Genomic DNA, 20927 nt, shown 5'->3' on the forward strand with positions numbered 1-20927 from the left:
TTATCCCCCCACCGGTCGAAAGCGGTGCTGGAACAGCCCTCCCCGGGTCGCATGACTGGCCATGTACTCGGACGACGCAACATCGTCCTGTCGCAGAGCGACGAGCTAAACGCGACTCCGAAACCGTTGGGTGAGGTTGTACCCCGGCGACGAGCGCGACGCAAGCGCCGTAGCGGGCGGGGTGCGGGTTTGGGCGAACCCTGAGCGCCAGCGAGGGGGTGAGGCGCACCCCCTCGCTGGCGCTCAGGGTTCGCCGGGTGGTTGGTCAAACCGCTGCGCCGGGATCACAACCCGCGTCATGACTGACGCGGCTCCCCCGCCAGCTTCAGCTCGAACGTGTCGGCGTCGGTGAACGCGGCGGCGGCGGGGTCGTACACGCGGCGCCGGCCCTTCAGGTGCCAGCCGTCGATGCTGTACTCGTGGTAGCCCCAGCGGTTCGACTGCGTGCTGCTGCCGACGCACACCGTCGGGAACGGCAGGTCGGCGCCGGCCGGGAGCACGTACCACCCGTGCCTGTGCCCGTGCAGCCACAGGCCCACTCCGCACGCGGCCGCCGCGTCGCGGACCCGGTCCCAGTCGCGGAGCCGGTGGAACCACGGCTCGGGCTTCCGGCTCGGCTCCAGAATCGGGTAGTGGCTCACGACGACCCGCGGGCCGGCGTCGAGGGTGGCGGTCAGTTCGCGGAGCCGGTCCAGTTGCGGGCGGCCCACGCGACCGCTCGCGTCGATCGGGTTGGCGTTGGACCGCGCCGAGTTCACCGCGATCAGCCAGACGTTCCCGATCTTCGTCGCAAAGGGATAGTCGGCACCGCCGACGCGCTTCCCGTGCTGCCACGGAGCGAACGCCGCCTCGAAGATCCGGCCCTTCTCGGCGCTCGCGACGTAGACGTCGTGGTTCCCCGGCACCGCGATGGCCGACGGCAGCGACAGGTCGCCGACGCCCAGCACCTTTGCGGCGAGTTTCATCTCCGACTCGAACCCGAGCATGGTCGCGTCGCCGGAGAAGACGAGGTGGTCGTACCCGCGGGTCGCGAGGTCGCGCCGCAGCACGTCGGCAACGGTCGGCGCGTGCTGGAATCTCTTTCCGCGCCCGAGCGAAGTGAGGTTGAACCACCCGGTCACGCGCTTCGTGAGCAGGTCGCGCCCGGCCCAGCCCATCGGCCGCGCGGTCAGGTGGACGTCGCTGAAGTGGGCCAGGCGGATCATGAGGCTTCTTGATCGGGGAAGCGCATCGCCAAGTAACTCCCACGGGCGAAGGCGAGCGGTTTGCCGCCGTGGAGGATGGTCGGAACGCCGTGGTCCGTGGCCACTAGTACGCCCGCCGGGAGCGCCAGGAACGGTACGATCTGCGGGGCTCGCACGGCCGCCTCGTAGAGCGACACGCGCCGCAACTCTCTAGCGTTGTTGTGGTCGTGGTCGCGCTGCAGGCAACCACAAAACCACCCCGAATCGGCACCCGCTGGTTCCACGCGTTCCAAGACGATGTCTTGATTGGGTCCGAGCCGCGCACAAACAATGGCCGAAGTAAGCATCGACGGGAACGCCATATCGCCCTCGCGCAAGACGCTCTCCGCGACATCTTTCTGAAGCCGCAGGTGAGCCAGAGTCGCACTGACTGATTCGACCCACTCGAACGGGACAGACCGCATGTCGGGTTCCCAGAGCGACAGGTCGCCGCTCTCGTGCGCCCGCACCAGCGTCGTGCCCCACCCGATCTGGCACGTTTCGTTCGGCGCAAAGCGGGTGCCGCTCGCAACGGCCGTTTCGAGCCAGTCGATCAACCATCCCACGTCGGCATCGACCGGGACTGCGTTCGTATCGAAGGTCAGCCGAAACTCCGGGTGCCCGTGCCGGTGGCACTTCGAGGTCCGCACGGTGGCCATCCGATCCTCCCGAATTGGTTTCTCCCGACATTGTGCCAGGTCGGGGCGCTACATGGTGCGACCTGTCCGGATAGAATCCGCAGCAGGTTCGAGCCGAAGTGGCAGGCCGCGCACCACCCCCTTCTCCAATCTCGCAACATGATTACCTACCGCTTCCCCAACAAGGTCGTGCTCGTCACGGGCAGTTCGCGGGGCATCGGGGCCGGCGTGCTGACCGCGTTCGCGCGGGCCGGCGCGACGTGCGTGCTCCACTACTGGGACGACCCGGCCGGTGAGAACCGCCGCGACGCCGAAGAACTCGCCGCGTCCGGTGCCGCGCCCCGCCCGCTCCTCGTCGCCGCCGACGTCCGCGACGCCGCACAGGTCGAGGCGCTCATGAAGCAGGTCAAGGAGACGTGCGGCGGGCTCGACGTGCTCGTGAACAACGCCGGCATCATCCGCGACCGCACCCTGAGGAAGATGACGCTCGACGAGTGGCACGCGGTCATCCAGACGAACCTCGACGGCGTGTTCCACTGTTGCAAGTACGGCACCGAGGTCATGCGCGACGGCGGCCGCATCGTCAACATCGCGTCGGTCGCCGGGCTCGTGGGGTTCCACGGGCAGACGAACTACGCGGCGGCCAAGGCCGGGGTGATCGGCCTGACGCGGGTGCTGGCCAAGGAACTCGCCCGGCGGCAGATCACCGCCAACGCCATCGCCCCGGGGATGATCCAGACGGCGATGATGGGCGAGGTGAAGCCGGAGATGCTCGCGGAGTACATCAAGGCGATCCCGGCCGGCCGGTTCGGCACCACTGACGACATCGCCAACGCCGTCCTGTTCCTCGCCAGCGAGGAGACGAACTACGTCACCGGCCAGGTGCTGCCGGTGACGGGCGGGTGGGTGTAGTTTCGGTTCAAAGTTCCGAGTTCAACGTTCAAAGTTGGGAGCGCATCGGGGATAATCCCGGTCGCCGACGACCGACTTTGACCTCGGAACTTTGACCTCGGGACTCCGATGCCGCTCTTCGCCGACGCCTGGACCACGAACTCGTTCGAGATGTCGCTCCTCGCGGCCACCGCGTTCGGGCTCCTCGGCATCGCCTTGCTGGCGCTGGGGTTCAAGGTGTTCGAGTGGATCACCCCGAAGCTCAACGTCGAGGAAGAACTCATCAAGGGGAACACCGCCGTGGCCATCATGGTCGGGGCGCTGCTCCTGGGCATCAGCCTCATCGTGGTCCGGGCCATCGGCGGCTGACGGACCACTTCATTCCATTCCGAGTGCGGTACCCATGCGCGTGACTCCTCTCATCGGGCTCGGCGTGGCGCTGGCCCTCGTCTGCGGGTGCGGCGCCAGGACCGGGCGGCAGCCGCTGTCCGGGACGGTGTCGTACAAGGGCCAGCCGCTCGACAACGCGACGGTGACCTTCTTCGCCGCGAGCGGCCCGCCGGGGCCGCTGTGCGGGGCGCTGGTCCGCAAGGGCGAGTTCACCGTCCCCGCCGAGCAGGGGCTCGACCCGGGGACGTACAAGGTCGCGGTGTCGATGGTCGTGCCGGGCGGCGAGCTGACCCCGGAGGAAAAGGCGGCCGGCGCGTCGCCCAAGGGGAAGGAGTCGCTCCCCGAGAAGTACACCTCCGCGACCACGCTGACCGCCGAGGTGAAGCCCGGCCAGCCGAACCGGTTCGACTTCAAGCTCGACTGACCCGGCGGCTCGGCGGTGGGGAACACTTCGGCCGCCGCCGTAAAGTGCCGCTTACCGTGTGAGTTCGCACGCCGTGGAATGGACAGTCGGTCTGGGAATGCAATCTGAACCAACGGTCGGCAGGGACGAGATGTCTTCAGCTTACTTGGTTGTCGCTGCCCCGGAGGACGCACGTACCGTCGCACTGGAATTCAGCGAGCGACGCTGGCTGAGCTTGAACATCGACCTCTACGATACAGCGCTTCACGTGCTGGTCGCACGGCTCAAAAGCCGCACATTTGCGGAAGTCTTCGCCAGTTTGCGAGACCTCACGCCCAAGGTGGACGGCGCGGAAACAGCAGAGTCATGGGATGAAAGGTTCTGGGTGGCGTGCATCCATCTGCTTCCCGAGGACTACCTCAGCGCCATTGTCAGCGTCCGTGATAGCGACATCCCACAGGTCATCGCGTGGTGGTTCGGCATCGAGGAATTCGAGCACTACCGCAACTACGTCCGGGACTTCACCGAGCAAGCCGTTGCGGAGGACTTCCAACGCATCCGAGCCTTCCTCGGAGCCGCAGAGAACCGAAGCGTGCTGATGCGCCTATCAACCTAGCAACGAGTGCTGTCGCACAACGCGGCCCCGTCAGCGAGTAGGATGCGGTATCGCTCTTAGCCGCGGCTGCTGAGCGGAGTTTTCGACGGAGGCGCACGAGTGGCGAAACTGAGTGTCACGCACTTTGACAATGGCCGGCCATACGCAGTCGTGGAGGGGTTTGGCGGTGTCCTCAACGACTTCCTGTTCTGCGAAGCGTCGTGCTGCCAGATCGTTCGTTACTACCTTACGTTGCTCGACCAAGCCGTGGCGGGCGACGGGGTGATCGACTGGGCGGGGAACGTGTTTCTGGTCCGCGGCGACCGGAACAGGGTGGCCGTGATTGAAGACGAAGACATCATGGGCCGGCCGGATCACCGCTGCGAGGTACCCACCTCGGAGTTTCGTGATCTGCTTGTCGAGTGGGCAGCCGCGTTAGACGTCGAAGGGCGGTAGTGCATGCCGAGCCGTTCGCTGTGCCTGGCCTGAAGTCTGAACGGGCTTGGTAGACCGAAACACAATCCGCCGGTTCATTACTGCACCCTGGTGCGTGCGCTCTCGGTTCGGGTACGATGGCCCTCACCCGTCCCCTCCCGGAGCGCTGCCAATGCTCGCGCACACCCGTCGCCAGTTCCTCGCGACGTCCGCCCTCACCCTCTCGGCCGCGAGCTACAACCGCGCCGCCGACAAGCCGAACGAGAAGGTCCGCGTCGCGGTCATGGGCCTGAAGGTCCGCGGCAAGACGCTCGCCCCGACGTTCGCCGCCGCCCCCAACACCGAGGTCACGCACCTCATCGACCCCGACCCGGCGATGGTCAAGCCGGCCCTCGACGCGCTCAAGAACCCCGCCAGCCCACCGAAGATCGAGACCGACGTTCGCCGGGTGCTCGACGACAAGTCGGTCACGGCGCTGGTCGTCGCGGCCCCGGACCACTGGCACGCGCTGGCGACCCTCTGGGCCGCCGAGCGCGGCAAGCACGTGTACGTCGAGAAGCCGGTGTCGCACAACCTGCTCGAAGGCCAGCGCATGGTGCAGGCCGCCCGCAAGTACAAGGTCGTGATCCAGGCCGGCACGCAGCGGCGGAGCCAGTCGAGCGTCATCTCGGCCCGCGAGTACGTCCAGGCCGGGAAGCTCGGGAAGGTCGCGTTCGCCCGCGCGTGGATCGCCGGGAACCGCCCGAACATCGGGGTCGCCAAGCCCGAGGCGCCCCCGGCCGGCGTCGACTACTCGCTGTGGCTCGGGCCGGCGAGCGGCGAGTTCACCAAGAACCGGTTCCACTACAACTGGCACTGGTTCTGGGACCTGGGCACCGGCGAGATGGGCAACAACGGCATCCACGGGCTCGACGTGATCCGCAACGTCCTGGACCTCGACGCGCCCACCAAGGTGAGCTGCGCCGGCGGCAAGTTCTTCTACGACGACGAGCAGCAGACCCCCGACACGCAGACGGCGACGTTCGACTTCCCCGCCGGGCCGGGCGGCGCGGCCGGCTGCACGGTCGTGTGGGAGCACCGCGTGTGGGAGAAGAAGGGCCAGGGGCCGGAGGGCCAGGGGTACGGGATCAGCATCCACGGCGACAAGGGGACGCTGCTGTTCGACGGCGACGCCTGGAAGGTCCGCGGGGGCGACGACGCCTCGGACAGGCCGAAGGGCGACGTGGTCGGCGAGCACGTCCGCAACTTCGTGGCGAGCGTCCGCGGCGAGGCGAAGCCGAACGCCGAGATCGAGATCGGCCACAAGAGCACGCGGCTGTGCCACCTCGGGAACCTCGCGTACCGCACCGGCAAGACCCTGCGGTTCGACGCGAAGACCGAGACGACCGACGACGCGGAGGCGAACAAGCTCCTCGGCCGCGATTACCGCAAGGGGTTCGAGTTGCCGGCCGTGTGAGACGTTGCACGCGAGCCGGAGGCGGTGCCCTATTCCGGTGGCACAGGCCTCTGGCCTGTGACCGCCCGCACAGGCCAGAGGCCTGTGCCACCGAACGGACTCGGTATTGCCCCCGAACGAGAACACCCCCGCGGGTGCGGGGGTGTTCTCGTTCGGGCGGCCGAAAGGGGCTACATCCCGTCCTTCTTCGGCTCGGGGTCCTTCTTCGGGTCCGCGTCCGTTTTCGGCTCCGGGTCCTTCTTCGGCTCCGGGTCGGGCACCGGGTCCATCGGCTTCGGTTCCGGCGGGGGCTCGGCCATCTTGATCGACTCGCCGAGCTTCGGCAGCGTCGGGACCGGCTCCTTGGGGGGGACGCGGTTCCCGTACCCCTCGTCCTCGCCGATGCCGGCCTCCTTGGTCCCGGCGAAGTCGAAGTACATCAGGGCCGCGCCGGTGGTGATCGCCAGGAACGTGATGAACAGCATCATCACGTAGGCGTCGCTCCGCGGCCGCGGGGCCTCGGGCTTCACCTTCTTGTCCTTCGTCGCGGCCTTCGCCATGGTCGGGTCTCCGTCGTGGTTCGCGGGGTGCGTTAGCGGCCGCCGGTGAGCGCCTCGGGCGGGCGGACCTGGTCGCCGGACTTGGGCAGGTCGCCGATCGGGAGCCGGTCCATCGGGACGTCGCGGCGGGCCGGGGTGAACGTCACGATCGACTGCTTCGGGAACAGGTTCAGCGCGCTGGTCACCTTCACCGTCCCGATGTACTTGCCGCCGCCCTCGAGCCGGATCACGTCGAGGACCGTGCCGACCGCCATGCCCGAGTCGATGCCGACGCTGACGGTGAGCAGCTCGCCGGACACGTTGGTGACCTGGCCGCGGAGGTTGCCGAGGACCGGGGGCGGGGGCTTGGTGACCGACCGCAGCACCTGGGCCTGCGCCCCGCCGCCGCCGGTCGCCCGCAGCTCGGACACCTTGAGGGCCAGCTCCTCGACCTTCTTCGCGTTGTCGTCGGCGATGGCCAGGGCGAGGCGGGCCTGGTTCTTGGCCTTCACCTCCTCCTTCTTCGCGGCCTCGGTCGCCAGCACGAGCGCGACGGCCTCGTTCTCGAGGTCGTTGGTCCGCTTGCGGACCGTGTCGAGCTCCTTCAGGCTGTTGTCCACGTTGGCCTGGAGCTTGGTGGCCTGCACGTCGGCCTTGTTGTAGTTCTCCTGGAGCGTCGTGAGCTGGGCGTTCACCATGACCGACGCGGTCTTGAGCGAGTCGACCTCCTTGAGCGCGTCGGTGCTCCGGGTCGTCTCGGCGAGCAGGAGCCGCTTGAGGTGGTCCTCGTTCGACTGGAACCGGCGGTACTCCGACTCCCGGGCCTTGACGACCTCCTCGTAGGCGACCTTGTAGTCGTCGGCGCGCTTCTTCCAGTTCGTCCGGGCGACGAACGCCTGGGTCGTCAGGAACATCCACAGGATGGAGCCGACGAGCACCACGAACGTGAGGATTTTGCCGAACCAGGTCATCGTCCGTCCCCCTCAGAAGGCCGGCCCCGGGCCGCGTTACCGGTCCCGTCGCCGCGCCTGCCGTGTCTCTCGTTGGCCACCCCGTATGACGCCGCCCGCGCCGCCCCGTGTCAGTTCTTCTCGTCGGGCTTCTTCTCGTCGGGCTTCTTGGCGTCCGGCTTCGGGCCGACGCCGCCGAGTTCCATGAGCCGCACCACCAACTGCCGCTGCCGCCGGAGGACCGTCTCGCGGGTCTCGTAGACGTTCACCTCGAACGACGACAGGTAGAACAGTTCGCCCTGCACCGCGTCGCGGATCGTGATCATCCGCTGGAGCCGGTTCTCGTCCTTGATGATCTCCTCGCTGAGCTTGGCGTACTCCTCGCGGTACTTGGCGCTGCTCTGCGACAACTCGACCACCTTCTTCACGTCGTCGGTGAAGTTCGTCAGGAGCGTCTCGGACCCCCGGAGCGGCTTCTTGTCCGGCCCGAGGACCGGCTCGCCCTTCACCTGGGTGTACGCCCCGGCCCCGTCCACCTCGTAGAGCTTCAGGACGCTCGTCTCCTTGCCGGCCGCGTCCTTCTCGTACACCGGCTCGTAGAAGGCGTTGCCCTTGTCCTTGTCGTTGCCCACCTTGGTCCACTGGAGCCGGGCGGCGAACTCGACCCGGCGGCGGTCCCGGCGGGTCTCCAGTTCTTCGAGCGCCTTGAGGTTCGCGCCCCACGCGCCGCTGGCGAGGTTCGCGGCCCGGGCCGAGGCGTCGGCCGCGGTCTTGAGCTGGTCGAACGTCAGCGGGGTGCTGCCCCGGTCCGGCGGGCCGGCGTCGGCGGCCGGCTTGTCGAACCACCCCGGCCGCTGCGCGTAGACGGTCACCGACCACGCGAGGATGCCCAGCCCGATGATCAGGTTGAGGAACGCCAGCGTCTTCCCGAGGAATGTCATGGTCGCGCCCTGGTTCGGAGTGCCGCGTGTCGCCCGCTGGGGTGCTCAGTTCCCGGCCTTCGGGGCCGGCTGGGGCCGGGGGAGCCCGAGCAGGTCGCGCTCGCGGGCCTCCAGCACCCCCTCGAGGCGGTACACCTCGTCGAGGGTGATCGCCACCTCCCGCTGGACCTCGAACAGCGCCGCCTCGATGGCCGTCTGCTTCACCAGCATCTCGTCCACCTGCGCCTTGGTCCGGGCGTACCGCTCCTGGATGGCCTTCAGTTCGGTGGCCCGCTGGGCGGCGAAGTCGGCGTCCCGCTTCTCCTGCTCCACGGCCTTGGCCTTCAGCTCGGCCTGGTTGTTCGCCTGGGTCGTGCGGTTGATCGCGAGGAACTTCTGGGTCCGCTCGGCGGCCTGGTAGTCGGCCTGCTCGATCGGCACGAGGAGCCGGATCCGCTCGGCCATGACCGCGAACCGCTCGGCCTGGCTGATGATGGCCCCCGCGAACTTGCGGAGCCCGACGACCACCGCGACCCGCTTCTGCCAGTCCGCGTCGGGGCTCAGGTGGATCAGCAGGTGCGCGAGCCGGTTGCGGCGCTCGGTGTCGTCGAGCGTGGCGGCCCGCGACGCGTCGACCTGCTTGACCCGGTCGGTCAGCTTGGCCGCGTCCCGCTCGTCCTCGGGGAGCCGTGTGCCGACCTCGGGGTCGAGCGGCTTCGGGGCGTCGAGGACCGCGGCGAACTTGTCGTTGAGGAGCCGCTCCAGGTCCTCGACCTTCTTCTCGGCGATGAGCTTCTGGACCGCCTGCCGCTCCTCGTACACCTCGGGCTGGAGCAGGAGCCACCCGGCGAGGAGCAGGAGCTTGGCGTCGGGGGTCTCGGCGGCGGCGAGGTCGGCGTCGACCTTCGCCTTGACCCGCTTGACCTCGGCGAGCTGGTTGGGGACGGCCCCGCCGCCGAGCTTCTCGTCGCCGGGGGCGGCCTTGAAGTACGAGTCGAGGAGCTTCTTGCCGACCGTCTTGGTCCGGAACCCGCCGGCCATGGTGACCTCGAACGGGATCTCGGCCTCGGGGTCGTTCGGGACGTCGGTCGGGTCGCCGGCCTTGTCGCCGAGCGGGAGCCCGTCGACGAGCAGGACGTGCCGGAGGCCCGCGGCGGTGATCGCCTGGCGGCCGTTGCCCTTCCCTTTCTCGCCGTGGTAGGCCTGCAGGCCGAAGTACGCGAACGCACCGGCCGCGATCATGTTCAGGAAGATCAGCACCTTGCCGAACGTGGTCATGGCGCGGGTCCCGAAAGCGTGGCGGAGGGGCCGAAGCTACTTGATTGTGACGAACGACTGCGGACTTGACAAGCGCACAACGCACACAAACCACGGCGGGACGGGCGGTTGCAGAGGCCGTGGTGGTTGTGCGGGCTGCGCCCGCCGGTGCGGGTGCTGGCCGTCGAGGCGTTCGCGACTTGTGCGGGATCATTTTACCCGATCGTGGCGATCATTCCAACAGATCGGTATTCGCCAAGCGCGCGAATTTAAACTATAAGATAGGCGGGGTCACTCCGCAAACACGGTTCGTGTGGGGCAGCCCGGCCCCGTCGCGTTCGCCGTTCCGGTCCCCCGCCCCCGACGGAGATGCACGCCCATGGCCTCGGACGCCGCCCCATCGCAACTGGGGAACTACGAGATCATGTCGAAGATCGCCGAGGGCGGGATGGGGACCGTGTACAAGGGCCGCAACCGCTCCACCGGCGAAACGGTCGCCATCAAGGTGATCGCGGCGGCGACCGCCAAGAACCCGGTCCTGCTCCAGCGGTTCGAGCGGGAGTTCCTCGCCGCCCGCGTCCTCGACCACCCCAACGTGGTCCGCGCGCTGGACTACTGCGGCACCGGCCCGCACCCGTTCCTGGTCATGGAGTTCGTGGACGGCGAGTCGATCGGGCAGCGGATCGAGCGGAAGGGCGCGCTGGGCGAGGCCGAGTCGGTCCGGCTCATCGCGCAGGTGTGCGAGGGGCTCCAGCGGGCGCACAAGCAGGGGCTCGTCCACCGCGACGTGAAGCCCGACAACATCATGATCACCCGGGACGGCACGGCGAAGCTCACCGACCTGGGGCTGGTCAAGGACGTCGAGGGCGACCTGAACCTGACCAAAACGGGCCGCGGCCTGGGCACCCCCCACTACATGGCCCCGGAGCAGTTCCGCAACGCCAAGAACGTCGACGTCCGCGGCGACATCTACTCCCTCGGCGCGACCCTCTACGCGATGGTCACCGGGCAGGTCCCGTTCGACAACGCCAGCCCGCTCGACTGCTGGATGAAGAAGGTCCGCAACGAGTTCCCGACCCCCCGCGAGCTGACCCCGAGCGTGTCCGACCGCGTGGACTGGGCGATCCGCCGGGCCATGAGCGCCGAGCCCGACCGCCGGCCGGCGAGCTGCCGCGAGTTCCTCGAGGACCTCACCGGCCAGAGCCGCACCGCACCGCCCCGGCCCGGCGCGCAGCCGGCCCCGGCCGCGACCTCCGACGTGTGGTACCTCGTGTACAAGGACGAGACCAACACGACCCACACGGTGAAGGGGAACACCGAGAGCATCCGCAACGCGCTCCGCGACGACCTGCTCGGCGACCCGTCGCTGATCCTGGTGAGCCGCACCAAGGCCGGCCAGTTCCAGCCGCTGTCGAGCATGGCCGAGTTCCGCGACCTGGTCGTGGCCCCGGCGGCCCTGGCCGGTCCCACCTCGGCGACCCGCATCCCGCCCGGGTCCGGCCCGCAGTCCGGCACCATGCGGCGGGCCGACGCGGGCGAGCCGTTCGACCCGATGGGCCAGTCGGGCGGCGGGTCGCGCGGGTCGGGCCGGCTCCCGCAGATGCCCCCGGCGGGCAAGAGCGGCCCCACTTCCGGCGCGATGCGGTCCACCCCCGCGGGCTCGACCCGGCCGACCCCGACGAACCCGAGCCCGACCCGCCGCGGCACGCCCCCGCCAAGCGATGACGGCGGCCCGCCGTTCGCGCCCCCGAAGACCAATTCCCGCCGGACCGAGGGCGGCAAGAAGGGCGGCTCGCGGGCGGAGAAGCCGCCGTTCGACTGGACCCCGGTCCTCCTGGGCCTGGTGCTCGTCCTCTCCGCCGCCGTCGGCTACCTCGTCCTCACCCGCCGCTGACCGACCCGCACGTGGGCTCACTTTTCCGCGCTCGTTCCTTTCGGACCTTCAGTTTTTGGCGAGCGGGGGACGTGAGACCCCCGGTGGATGGTGAGTGGCGGTTCTACCGGGGGGCTCACGTCCCCCGCCCGCCAAGGTCTCAAGCCGCACCCATTCTGCCCCGTCGGAGTGAACCCGGCCGGCGAGCGCGCCGAGGACATGCGGACCGCGAGCGCGGCACCCACCCGACGCAGACACGGGCCGCTGGTTCCGGCACAATGGCCCGACGGCCGCCGCCGGGCCCCTCGGGCGCGGCCGGCCCGGAGACCCCGACATGGACGCCCTCCCGTTCCTCGCCGCCGCGGCCCCCAAGCGCCAGCCCGTGTACGTCCTGTCGGGCGACGAGGACTTCCTCAAGCGGCTCGCCCGCGAGAAGATCGTCGCGGCCGCACTCGGCGACGCCGACCCGGACCTCGCGCTCTCGGTGTACCCCGGCGACAAGCTCGACTTCTCCACGGTCCGCAACGACCTCGACACGCTCCCGTTCCTGGCCCCGTGCCGGGTGGTCGTCGTCGAGAGCGCCGACCCGTTCGTCACCGCCCACCGGCCCCAGTTGGAGCAGTACGTCACGAAGCCCAGCACCATCGGCGTGCTGGTCCTGGAGGCCAAGGCGTTCCCCGAGACGACGAAGCTCGCCAAGGCGCTGCCGGACGCGGCGAAGGTGGCGTGCAAGGTCCCGCCGCCGTACAAGCTGCCGGCGTGGTGCGTCGAGTGGGCGAAGGCGCGGCACGGCAAGAAGCTCGCGGCCGACGCGGCCGAGGCGCTCGTCGACCTGGTCGGCACCGGCATGGGGCTGCTCGACCAGGAGCTCGGGAAGCTGTCCGGGGCGCTCGGCGCGAAGCCGGCGATCGCGGCCGCCGACGTGGTGAAGCTCGTCGGCCGGAGCAAGGCCGCGGACGTGTTCCGCATCATGGACGCGGTCGGCGAGGGGCGGCCCGGCGAGGCGCTGAGCATCCTCGAGGACCTGTTCGCCGAGGGGGAGGACCCGATGGCCGTGCTCGGCCCGCTCACGGCCCAACTGCGGAAGCTCGCGGCCGTCGGGCGGTTCGTGACCGAGGGGCTCCCGCTCGGCGAGGCGATGACCGCGGCCAAGGTGCCGAACTGGGACAAGGCCCGGCAGAGCTGCGAGAAGCAGTTGAAGCACCTGGGCCGGCGGCGGCTGGAGCGGCTGACCGAGTGGCTCACCGAGATCAACATCGGGCTCAAGGGCGGGGTCGCGCTCCCGGAGCGGGTGCAGGTGGAGCGGCTGGTGGTCGCGCTGGCCCGCCCGCGGGACTGATCCCGGATCTGTGGGATTCGTATTGGTCCGAGCCCGAGCGCCGAGCGAGGGTCAGCGTGAACCCTCGCTCGGCGCTCGGGCTCGGACCCATCCGCCACGGTTCCGGTTCTATCGAACCTGGCATGAGCGGCCGGGTTCCGAGCTCAAGGTTCAAAGTTGGAATGCCGGTGGGCCCTCGGAACCGGGCGAACCGTGAGCGCCTCCAAGGTGTGACGCGATCCGAGACGACCGGGTGCCCGGCGGGCCGGGAGCGTCGGCGACCGGGGGTGCGGGTTGGCCCGCCCGCGGAACGGTTGAACGAGACTGTTGAACGAGACTGTGGGTTTCCTCAGGCTGTTGGTTGAAGCCCGGGGGGGGGGCGAGTACAATCAGCCGGTCGGGCGGCGCGCGACCGCATTCACCCCCGCCGCCCAACGGGTCGGCCGCAACCGGAACACGAGGTCCACGGTGCTGGTGACAGTCTCCGCCCGACACGGGCACCTGAACGAAGTCACGCAAAAGCTGTTCCACGAGAAGGCGGAGAAGTTGCTGCACTACTTCGACCGGCTCACCTCGATCGTGGTCACGGTGGACCTGCACCGGGACCGGGACAACAAGCTCGGCGTCGAGATCATCGCGCACGCCGAGCACAAGCACGAGTTCGTGGCGACGGACCGGGACGTCGAGATCGAGGTGGCGTTCCAACTGGCCAAGGACCACATCAAGCAGCAGCTCCGGCACTATAAAGAGAAGCTGCAGGACCACCGCCGGGACCCGTCGCACAACGGCGGCGTCTCGTGAACTGGGGGGTGCCGTGGACGCACAAGCCCCCAGCCCGCCGCGCCGAGGAGACACCGGGATGAGACTGACCAACTTCCTCGTCCGCGACGCGATCCTCCCGCGCCTGTCCGCCTCGGCCGCCGGGGTGGCCCCCGAGGACGCCGAGGCCGTCGGCCGGGTGAAGGAGCAGGTGGTCGCCGAGATGTCCGGGGCGCTCCGCGCCGCCGGGTGCTTCCGGGACACGGACCTGCCGGACATCGTCCGCGCGGTGATGGCACGGGAGAAGATCGGGACGACGGGGATCGGCCAGGGGATCGCGATCCCGCACACGCGGCACGCGGCGATCGACCGGCTCGTGGGCACCCTGGCCCTGGCCCCCGCCGGGCTCCCGTTCCGGAGCCTGGACAACGAGCCCGCGTTCGTGTTCGTGCTGCTCCTGTCGCCGCACGACCAGCCCGGGGTCCACCTGCGGGCGCTCGAGGCGGTCGTCCGCACGATGCGGGACGAGGAGTTCGTGAAAAAGTTGCGGGCGTGCGCGACCCAGGACGAGATCTGGAACCTGCTCGAGACGGCCGCCCCCGGGTGGTGACGCGGCCTCCGGCGGGACCGGCCACCAGGGCGGAGCAGTGGGCGGGAGGACCGGGGCGGGGCGCGGCGGGCGGTTTCGGGAGCGGATCATGGCGCGCAACGCGGCGGCGACCGACAACGACCGGGGCACCGGGGACGCGGACACCCCGTTCCCCCACCCCACCCGGGCACTGTCCCTTGGGCGACCGAACGAGACCACCGCCGTGAACGGGACCGGACCGCTCCGCCGCACCATCCGGGTGGTGAACCCGCTCGGCCTCCACATGCGGGCCGCCGACCGGTTCTCGCGGGCCGCGGAGCGGTACGCCTCGGCCGTGACCGTGTGGAACGGCGACGCCCGGGCCAACGGGAAGAACCTGCTGGACCTGATCATGCTCGTCGTCCTGCCCGAGACGGACGTGCTGGTCGAGGTCGACGGCCCCGACGCGGGCCAGGCGCTCGACGCGCTGTGCGACATCCTCGCCGCCCCCGGCGGGGAGGACTACACCAACTGACCCGCCCCGGCCCGCCCGCGCCGGACGCGAGACCCCTAACACCCAGGGCCCGGACCCCGGCGAATGGAAATCCGGCACCACGGTATCGCCGTCTCACCGGGCGTGGCCATCGGCCCGGCCTTCGTCATTGATACCGAGGGCGTCCGGATCACGCACCAGACCGTCGCCGCCGACCAGGTCCCCGCCGAGGTGGCCCGGCTCCGCAAGGCGTTCGAGGTCGCCGCCACCGAGGCCCGCGAGAACCGGCTCCGGATCACCGCCCTGCACGGCCCGGCCATCGGCAACATCTTCGCCGCCCAGGGGTCCGTCATCGAGGACGCCGGGTTCCGCGACCAGATCGAGGCCCTCGTCCGGACCCAGCTGTACTCCGCCGAGTACGCCGTCAGCCGGGTGATCCGCGAGTTCGTCCGCCGGCTCGAAGAGTTCAAGGGCCCGGAGCACCACCGGGCCGAGGTCCGCCGCCGGGCCAAGGACTTCATCGACATCGAGCGGCAGATCCTGGCCCTGCTCCAGGGCGACAACCTCGAGCCGTTCAGCGAGCTGACCGAACCGGTCGTCGTCCTCGCCACCGACCTCCTCCCGTCCGAGACCGCCGACTTCTCCCCGCGGACGGTCCACGCCTTCGCCACCGAGAGCGGCGGCGCGACCAGCCACACCGCCATCCTCGCCGGCGCGCTGGAGATCCCGGCCGTGGTCGGGATCGGCCGGTTCCTGTCCGACGTGTCCGGCGGCGACGTCGTGATCGTCGACGGCGAGGAGGGGATCCTCATCATCAACCCGGACGAATCGACCCTCGCCCGGTACGAGGAGAAGCGGACCGCCGAGCGGTCCCGGGCCGACCGGTGCGACTCGCTCCGCGACAAGCCCTCGGCCACCAGCGACGGCACCCCGGTGCGGCTCCTGGGCAACATCGAACTGGCCCAGGAGGCGGCCCACTGCCTCGAGCGCGGGGCCGAGGGCGTCGGCCTGTACCGGACCGAGTTCCTGTACCTCAACAAGACGTCCGACCCCACCGAGCAGGAGCACTTCGAGGCGTACCGCCAGGTGGTCCAGACCCTCGGCCCGACCCGCCCGGTCGTGATCCGTACCCTGGACCTCGGGGCCGACAAGTTCTCGGCCGCCACCGGCGGCGCGGCCGAGAAGAACCCGTTCCTCGGCCTGCGGAGCGTCCGCCTGTGCCTGCGGAAGCTCGACCTGTTCAAGACCCAGCTCCGCGCCCTGCTCCGGGTCGCCACCCTCGGCAACGTCCGCGTCATGTTCCCCATGATCAGCACGGTGGAGGAGCTCCGCCAGTGCAAGACCCTGCTCAACGAGGTGAAGGAAGACCTGGAGGACGCCGGAATCCCCTTCAAACGCGACCTGTCCGTCGGTACAATGATCGAAGTGCCGTCCGCGGCGCTCATGTCGGACGTGCTCGCCCGGGAGGTCGACTTCTTCTCGATCGGCACGAACGACCTGATCCAATACACCCTGGCGGCCGACCGGAACAACGAGAGCGTCGCCCACCTGTACAACGCGACAGACCCGGCCGTTCTCCGACTCATTAAGCGGGTGGTCGAGGCCGCCGAAAAGGAGCAGATCGAGGTGAACGTGTGCGGGGAGATGAGCGGGGAACCGCTCTACGCCCCGCTCCTGGTCGGCCTGGGCCTCCGACAGCTCAGCGTCACCCCCCGCAAGGTGCCCGAGATCAAGCGGGTCATCCGCCAACTGCGGGTGGACGAGGCCAAGCGGCTCGCCGACCAGTGCCTGAACATGGAAACTGCCCGCCAGGTGGGCAGCTTTTTACGAGACCAACTACGCCGTATCCTCCCCGAGGCGGCCGACTGACCCGGACCGACCTGATCCAATCGGGGGGCACCAAACCCCGACAGGGCGACCGGCGACCGCGGCCCGCGACGGGTTGAGACAGTGGGAGAGTGGAGCAATTTAAAAGGGAAAATGTAAAGTAAAAACAATCAAATAAGAGATAACATCTCTGTCATTTGCTTTTTATTCTTTACATTGCCCTTTTACATTCTCCGTCTCCCGGGAAACCGGGACCGATGTTCGGTGACAAGCTCCGCTTCCGCTTCGCCAAGACCGGCACGCTCCGGCTCCTCTCGCACCACGACCTCATGCGGTGCCTGGAGCGCATGCTCCGCCGCGCCGCGCTCCCGTTCAAATCCACCGCCGGGTTCCACCCCGGCCCCCGCGTCGTCTTCGCGCTCTCCCTCCCGCTCGGCGTCGAGGGGCTCGACGAGGTCGTCGAGATCGAGTTCCTGAAGGAGCTCGACGCCGACGAGACCCTCGCCGCCCTCCGCGCCCAGGCCCCCCTCGGGCTCGACTTCACCCGCGTCGCCGTCGTCCCCATGCGGGCCACCGGCACCCCGCGGCGGATCGTCTACCGGCTCCCGGTGCCCGACGACCGCGCCGACGCGCTCCGCGAGCGGTGCGAAGAGGTGATGGCGCAGGCGAAGGTCTGGGTCGAGCGGCTCCGCCCGAACCCGAAGCGACTCAACGTCCGCCCGTACCTGCGGACCGTGACCGTGGCCGGCGGCCGCCTGGTGCTCGACCTGTGGGTCACCGGGACCGGGACCGCACGCGCCGACGAACTGCTGAAGCTGCTGAACGCGGCGGACCTGGTGGACGCCGGGGCCGTCGCCGAGCGGACCACCGTGGAACTCCGCGACGAAGTTGACAGTACGACCACCGACCCGGCGGACGTTCCGCCCGACGGCCCGGCCGACGCGCTGCCGCTCGACCCCGCGACCGTCGCCACCCTGACCCAGAGCCACAAGGAAGACGACTCACCCGTACCGGCCCTCGGGCCGGTCGTGGAATGACCTCTTGGGGACGTTGTTCGCTGGTTGTGGTTCGTTGGGTGCCGGTTGCTGGGGCCGCGGTGTCGCAAGACCGCTCCCCAACAACGAGTCACCGCGCCGAACAACAAACGACCGCCAGCCAACAGCAACCTTTTAACGAACACCCGATACCGTAGACAGGATCAAAAAATGAAGAAGGAAATGCTGATCAACGTCCTCCAACCGGAGGAGTGCCGCATCGCCATCGTCGAGGACGGCGTGCTCGAAGAGTTGTACGTCGAGCGCTCCAGCCAGGAGAGCTACGTCGGCAACATCTACAAGGGCCGGATCGTCAACATCGAGGGGAGCATCCAGGCCGCGTTCGTCGACTTCGGCATCGGCCGCAACGGGTTCCTGCACGTGTCCGACGTGGACCCGGCGTACTACAAGCACCTGATGTCGAAGGACGACCTGGCCGAGTACGAGGCCGAACTCGACCGCGAGTACGGCGCGCGGCCGGCCGGCGGCGACAAGGACCGGGGCGGGCGCGGCGGCCGGGACCGGAACGACCGCGGCCCCCGGGACCGCGGGCCGCGGCCGCCGCAGCCGCAGCCGATGACGTCGTGGCTCGAGGAGCAACCGCAGCCGCCGCCCGCGCGGCGCGCGCCGCCCCCGCCCGACGCCGAGTACGACGAGGAGTTCACCGCCGGGCTCGACGAGGAGACCGAACTGCCGCTGGCCGACGAGGTCGAGGAGGCCGACGCGCCCGACGAGGCAGAGGCCGAAGCCGAAGCCGAAGCGGCCGTGACCCCGCACCGGGCCCCGGAACCCCGGCCGGCGCCGGCCCCGGTCGCCAGGGCGGCCCCCGCGGCCGACGACGAGGACGACTTCGGGGCCGGGCTCGATGACGTGCCCCCCCCGCCGGCCCCCGTCGCGGCCCGCCCGCAGCCGCAGCCCGCGACCCCGACCGTGATCGCCCGCAAGCCCGCCCCGCCGCCCGCGGACGAGGACGACGACTTCGGGGCCGGGATCAGCGACGACGCGGCCCCGGCCCCGCGGATCGTCGTGCCCGCCACCCCGGTCGCGGCCCCCGCACCGGCGGAGGGCGAGTCGACCGAGGCCGATGCCGAGGCCACCGAGCCCGCGGAAGCGGAAGCGGCCGAGCCGAAGAAGAAGCCCCGCGTGCGGAAGGCGAAGCCCAAGGCCGACGAGGCCGCCGAGCCCGCCGCCGAGGCCGCCGAGCCCGCCGCCGAGGACAAGCCGAAGGCCAAGCCGCGCCGCGGCAAGAAGAAGGCCGACGGCGAGGGCGACGAGGGCGACGACAAGCCGAAGGTCATGGGCGGGGCCGAGCGCCGCACCGCGGGCGACGACGAGTTCGAGGTCAAGCCGTTCTTCGACGACAACGACTTCGACCCGGACGCGCCGAACGACCGGTTCGCCGGCGCGCCGGCCCCCCGCGCGAACGGTGACGACGACGAGGACGAGTCCGAAACCGGGTTCGCCGCCGACCCGGAGACCGCCGACGAGGCCGAGGAGGACGCCCGCGAGACCGCCCAAGAGGAGGAGCGGTTCGGGCCGGCCGACGAGGCCGGGGCGGCGGAAGGGGCCGGCGTCGGCCGCGGGTTCAACGACGACTTCGAGGACCGCAAGCGGGACCGCAACGACCGCAACGACCGTGGGCCGCGTGGCGGCGGTGGCGGCGGCCGGGGCGGGGACCGCGACCGCGACCGCCGGGGCGGGCCGGGTGGCGGCCGTGGCGGGGACCGGGACCGCGGGCCGCGCGGCGACCGGGACCGCGCGCCGGGCGGGTTCAAGGGCGGGCCGGGCGGGTTCAAGGGCGGGCCGAAGGGCGGCCGGGACCGCGGCATGCCGAAGCCCCCGATCGAGCAGATCTTCAAGCGCGGGCAGGAGGTGCTCGTCCAGGTCATCAAGGAGGCGGTCGGCACCAAGGGGCCGACGCTCAGCACGTACATCAGCATCGCCGGCCGGTACCTCGTCCTGATGCCGAGCCTGAACCGGGTCGGGGTGTCGCGGAAGATCGAGGACCACGAGGCGCGCCGCCGGCTCCGCGAGATCCTCACCACGCTGGCCCCGCCCAGGGGGGTCGGGTTCATCGTCCGCACCGCGGCCGTGGACCGCGACGCCCGCGAGCTGCGCAACGACCTCGCGTACCTGCTCCGGCTGTGGCAGGTCGTCGTGAAGCGGATCAAGCGGGTGTCCGGGCCGGTCGAGATCTACCGCGAAAGCGACATGATCACGCGGACGATCCGCGACATCTTCACCAACGACATCGACACCATCTGGGTGGACGAGCCGACGGCGTTCGCGCACGCCAGCGAGTTCTTGCAGATCGTGATGCCGAAGTTCGCGAGCCGGATCCGGTACTTCGAGAGCACCGAGCCGCTGTTCCACAAGTACGGGGTCGAGGACGAGATCGGGAAGATCCACCAGAAGCGGATCGAGATGCCGCTCGGCGGGTCGCTGGTGATCGAGCAGACCGAGGCGCTGGTGGCCATCGACGTGAACAGCGGGAGCTTCCGCGCGGAGAACGCGGAGGAGACCATGTTCCAGATGAACATGCACGCGGCCAAGGAGATCGCCCGGCAGCTGCGGCTCCGGGACCTGGGCGGGGTGATCGTCAACGACTTCATCGACATGCGGAGCGAGGCGCACCGCCGCAAGGTCGAGGACGCGTTCCGCGACGCGCTCCGCCGGGACCGCGCCCGCACCAAGATCCTCCGGATCTCGCAGTTCGGGCTCATCGAGATGACCCGGCAGCGGATCCGCCCGAGCCTGAAGCGGAGCATCTTCGCGGACTGCCCGCACTGCCGCGGGAGCGGGTTCGTGAAGACCAGCGAGAGCCTGAGCATCGAGGTGATGCGGCTGGTGCAACTGGCCGCGCACCGGGCCCCGGCGATCGCGAGCATCCAGGTCGGGGTCCACACCGACGTGGCCCACTACCTGCTCAACAAGCGGCGCAAGGAACTCGCCGGGATGGAGGAGCGGGGCAAGCTCGAGATCCAGGTGACGGGCCAGGCGGGCGTGTCGCCGGACACGATGTCGGTCCGGTGCTTCGACCACAACGGCAACGAGGTGCGGCTGCTCCCGCCGGCCCCGCTGCCGCGGCTGTCGGGCGGGAAGTTCCCCAACGGGGGCCGCAACGACCGCGGTCGCGACGACCGCGGGCGCGACGACCGCGGGCGGGGCGACCGGGACCGCGGCGAGCGCGGGGACCGGGACCGCGGGGACCGCGACCGCGACCGCGGCGATCGTGACCGCGGGGACCGGGACCGCCACCCGCAGCCGCAGGACTGACCGTTAGAAGTGGGAGGTTGGGGGTGGGGGCGTGGGGGGGGGGGGGGGGGGGCGGGGCGGGGGGGGCCCCCCCCCCCCCCCCCCCCCCCCCCCCCCCCCCCCC

Annotated in this window: 20 protein-coding genes; 14 read left to right on the forward strand and 6 right to left on the reverse strand. The window is 70.0% G+C overall.

Translation table 11 applies throughout. The features are described 5' to 3' along the window. Window positions 1-296: 296 nt before the first annotated feature. Together ACTIGN_RS04635 and ACTIGN_RS04640 are read right to left on the reverse strand one after the other, a co-directional pair. Window positions 297-1205 carry a metallophosphoesterase family protein gene (locus tag ACTIGN_RS04635; RefSeq protein ID WP_439621633.1) on the reverse strand — a complete coding sequence of 303 codons (909 nt, stop codon included), beginning with the start codon at window positions 1203-1205 and terminating at the stop codon, window positions 297-299. Next, entirely contained in the window at window positions 1202-1882 is a 681-nt protein-coding gene (locus tag ACTIGN_RS04640; RefSeq protein ID WP_439621634.1) for an immunity protein Imm33 domain-containing protein, read from the reverse strand. The genes ACTIGN_RS04635 and ACTIGN_RS04640 overlap by 4 nt, the downstream gene beginning before the upstream one ends. Before the next feature lie 138 nt (window positions 1883-2020). Between ACTIGN_RS04640 and fabG the strand changes: the two genes are divergently transcribed. The 6 genes from fabG to ACTIGN_RS04670 all read left to right on the forward strand — a co-directional run bounded on the left by fabG (window position 2021) and on the right by ACTIGN_RS04670 (window position 6031). Continuing rightward, window positions 2021-2773 carry a 3-oxoacyl-ACP reductase FabG gene (fabG, locus tag ACTIGN_RS04645; RefSeq protein ID WP_439621635.1) on the forward strand — a complete coding sequence of 251 codons (753 nt, stop codon included), beginning with the start codon at window positions 2021-2023 and terminating at the stop codon, window positions 2771-2773. 108 nt (window positions 2774-2881) lie between these two features. Continuing rightward, window positions 2882-3121 (forward strand): DUF350 domain-containing protein, encoded by a 240-nt coding sequence (locus ACTIGN_RS04650; protein ID WP_439621636.1) that lies wholly within the window; start codon window positions 2882-2884, stop codon window positions 3119-3121. Window positions 3122-3155: 34 nt separating this feature from the next. Next, on the forward strand, window positions 3156-3566 hold the full coding sequence (locus ACTIGN_RS04655) for a carboxypeptidase-like regulatory domain-containing protein (RefSeq protein WP_439621637.1): 411 nt from the start codon (window positions 3156-3158) through the stop codon (window positions 3564-3566). A gap of 73 nt (window positions 3567-3639) precedes the next feature. Beyond that, a complete protein-coding gene (locus ACTIGN_RS04660) occupies window positions 3640-4161 on the forward strand; it encodes a hypothetical protein (protein ID WP_439621638.1) in 522 nt (173 codons plus the stop codon). A gap of 99 nt (window positions 4162-4260) precedes the next feature. Then, the gene (locus ACTIGN_RS04665) at window positions 4261-4596 is read left to right on the forward strand and encodes a hypothetical protein (RefSeq protein WP_439621639.1); all 336 of its coding nucleotides are present in this window, start codon (window positions 4261-4263) and stop codon (window positions 4594-4596) included. A gap of 151 nt (window positions 4597-4747) precedes the next feature. After that, window positions 4748-6031: a Gfo/Idh/MocA family protein gene (locus ACTIGN_RS04670; protein WP_439621640.1), complete on the forward strand. Its 1284-nt coding sequence runs from the start codon at window positions 4748-4750 to the stop codon at window positions 6029-6031. Window positions 6032-6201: 170 nt separating this feature from the next. Here ACTIGN_RS04670 and ACTIGN_RS04675 read toward each other — a convergent pair whose 3' ends face one another. The 4 genes from ACTIGN_RS04675 to ACTIGN_RS04690 all read right to left on the reverse strand — a co-directional run bounded on the left by ACTIGN_RS04675 (window position 6202) and on the right by ACTIGN_RS04690 (window position 9697). Next, complete coding sequence (locus ACTIGN_RS04675; protein WP_439621641.1) at window positions 6202-6570, reverse strand: hypothetical protein; 369 nt, start codon at window positions 6568-6570, stop codon at window positions 6202-6204. Window positions 6571-6602: 32 nt separating this feature from the next. Beyond that, the gene (locus ACTIGN_RS04680) at window positions 6603-7520 is read right to left on the reverse strand and encodes a hypothetical protein (protein ID WP_439621642.1); all 918 of its coding nucleotides are present in this window, start codon (window positions 7518-7520) and stop codon (window positions 6603-6605) included. A gap of 110 nt (window positions 7521-7630) precedes the next feature. Further along, window positions 7631-8440, reverse strand: coding sequence for a hypothetical protein (locus ACTIGN_RS04685; protein ID WP_439621643.1), 810 nt, complete (start codon window positions 8438-8440; stop codon window positions 7631-7633). Window positions 8441-8485: 45 nt separating this feature from the next. Further along, the gene (locus tag ACTIGN_RS04690) at window positions 8486-9697 is read right to left on the reverse strand and encodes a hypothetical protein (RefSeq protein ID WP_439621644.1); all 1212 of its coding nucleotides are present in this window, start codon (window positions 9695-9697) and stop codon (window positions 8486-8488) included. Window positions 9698-10055: 358 nt separating this feature from the next. Between ACTIGN_RS04690 and ACTIGN_RS04695 the strand changes: the two genes are divergently transcribed. From ACTIGN_RS04695 to ACTIGN_RS04730, 8 genes are all read left to right on the forward strand, one after another. Continuing rightward, on the forward strand, window positions 10056-11570 hold the full coding sequence (locus tag ACTIGN_RS04695; RefSeq protein ID WP_439621645.1) for a serine/threonine protein kinase: 1515 nt from the start codon (window positions 10056-10058) through the stop codon (window positions 11568-11570). A gap of 313 nt (window positions 11571-11883) precedes the next feature. Continuing rightward, window positions 11884-12888, forward strand: a complete 1005-nt coding sequence (gene holA, locus ACTIGN_RS04700; RefSeq protein WP_439621646.1) for a DNA polymerase III subunit delta — start codon at window positions 11884-11886, stop codon at window positions 12886-12888. Between the two features lie 447 nt (window positions 12889-13335). Next, entirely contained in the window at window positions 13336-13668 is a 333-nt protein-coding gene (locus ACTIGN_RS04705; protein ID WP_439621647.1) for an HPF/RaiA family ribosome-associated protein, read from the forward strand. Window positions 13669-13726: 58 nt separating this feature from the next. Further along, window positions 13727-14236 carry a PTS sugar transporter subunit IIA gene (locus ACTIGN_RS04710; RefSeq protein ID WP_439621648.1) on the forward strand — a complete coding sequence of 170 codons (510 nt, stop codon included), beginning with the start codon at window positions 13727-13729 and terminating at the stop codon, window positions 14234-14236. Window positions 14237-14324: 88 nt separating this feature from the next. Continuing rightward, on the forward strand, window positions 14325-14729 hold the full coding sequence (locus tag ACTIGN_RS04715) for an HPr family phosphocarrier protein (protein ID WP_439621649.1): 405 nt from the start codon (window positions 14325-14327) through the stop codon (window positions 14727-14729). A 63-nt stretch (window positions 14730-14792) separates the two neighbouring features. Continuing rightward, window positions 14793-16556: a phosphoenolpyruvate--protein phosphotransferase gene (gene ptsP, locus ACTIGN_RS04720; protein WP_439621650.1), complete on the forward strand. Its 1764-nt coding sequence runs from the start codon at window positions 14793-14795 to the stop codon at window positions 16554-16556. A gap of 215 nt (window positions 16557-16771) precedes the next feature. Beyond that, the gene (locus ACTIGN_RS04725) at window positions 16772-17551 is read left to right on the forward strand and encodes a TIGR03936 family radical SAM-associated protein (protein WP_439621651.1); all 780 of its coding nucleotides are present in this window, start codon (window positions 16772-16774) and stop codon (window positions 17549-17551) included. A 168-nt stretch (window positions 17552-17719) separates the two neighbouring features. Next, entirely contained in the window at window positions 17720-20824 is a 3105-nt protein-coding gene (locus ACTIGN_RS04730) for an Rne/Rng family ribonuclease (RefSeq protein ID WP_439621652.1), read from the forward strand. The last annotated feature ends 103 nt before the right edge of the window (window positions 20825-20927 follow it).

This window comes from Gemmata sp., assembly GCF_051859125.1.
In the GTDB taxonomy this organism is placed as follows: Bacteria; Planctomycetota; Planctomycetia; order Gemmatales; family Gemmataceae; genus Gemmata.

Excerpts from the sequence above, each read along its gene's own strand:
- ACTIGN_RS04635 (WP_439621633.1), bottom strand. The coding sequence starts at position 1,205 with ATGATCCGCCTGGCCCACTTCAGCGACGTCCACCTGACCGCGCGGCCG.
- ACTIGN_RS04640 (WP_439621634.1), bottom strand. The coding sequence starts at position 1,882 with ATGGCCACCGTGCGGACCTCGAAGTGCCACCGGCACGGGCACCCGGAG.
- fabG (WP_439621635.1), top strand. The coding sequence starts at position 2,021 with ATGATTACCTACCGCTTCCCCAACAAGGTCGTGCTCGTCACGGGCAGT.
- ACTIGN_RS04650 (WP_439621636.1), top strand. The coding sequence starts at position 2,882 with ATGCCGCTCTTCGCCGACGCCTGGACCACGAACTCGTTCGAGATGTCG.
- ACTIGN_RS04655 (WP_439621637.1), top strand. The coding sequence starts at position 3,156 with ATGCGCGTGACTCCTCTCATCGGGCTCGGCGTGGCGCTGGCCCTCGTC.
- ACTIGN_RS04670 (WP_439621640.1), top strand. The coding sequence starts at position 4,748 with ATGCTCGCGCACACCCGTCGCCAGTTCCTCGCGACGTCCGCCCTCACC.
- ACTIGN_RS04675 (WP_439621641.1), bottom strand. The coding sequence starts at position 6,570 with ATGGCGAAGGCCGCGACGAAGGACAAGAAGGTGAAGCCCGAGGCCCCG.
- ACTIGN_RS04680 (WP_439621642.1), bottom strand. The coding sequence starts at position 7,520 with ATGACCTGGTTCGGCAAAATCCTCACGTTCGTGGTGCTCGTCGGCTCC.
- ACTIGN_RS04685 (WP_439621643.1), bottom strand. The coding sequence starts at position 8,440 with ATGACATTCCTCGGGAAGACGCTGGCGTTCCTCAACCTGATCATCGGG.
- ACTIGN_RS04690 (WP_439621644.1), bottom strand. The coding sequence starts at position 9,697 with ATGACCACGTTCGGCAAGGTGCTGATCTTCCTGAACATGATCGCGGCC.
- ACTIGN_RS04695 (WP_439621645.1), top strand. The coding sequence starts at position 10,056 with ATGGCCTCGGACGCCGCCCCATCGCAACTGGGGAACTACGAGATCATG.
- holA (WP_439621646.1), top strand. The coding sequence starts at position 11,884 with ATGGACGCCCTCCCGTTCCTCGCCGCCGCGGCCCCCAAGCGCCAGCCC.
- ACTIGN_RS04710 (WP_439621648.1), top strand. The coding sequence starts at position 13,727 with ATGAGACTGACCAACTTCCTCGTCCGCGACGCGATCCTCCCGCGCCTG.
- ACTIGN_RS04715 (WP_439621649.1), top strand. The coding sequence starts at position 14,325 with ATGGCGCGCAACGCGGCGGCGACCGACAACGACCGGGGCACCGGGGAC.
- ptsP (WP_439621650.1), top strand. The coding sequence starts at position 14,793 with ATGGAAATCCGGCACCACGGTATCGCCGTCTCACCGGGCGTGGCCATC.
- ACTIGN_RS04725 (WP_439621651.1), top strand. The coding sequence starts at position 16,772 with ATGTTCGGTGACAAGCTCCGCTTCCGCTTCGCCAAGACCGGCACGCTC.
- ACTIGN_RS04730 (WP_439621652.1), top strand. The coding sequence starts at position 17,720 with ATGAAGAAGGAAATGCTGATCAACGTCCTCCAACCGGAGGAGTGCCGC.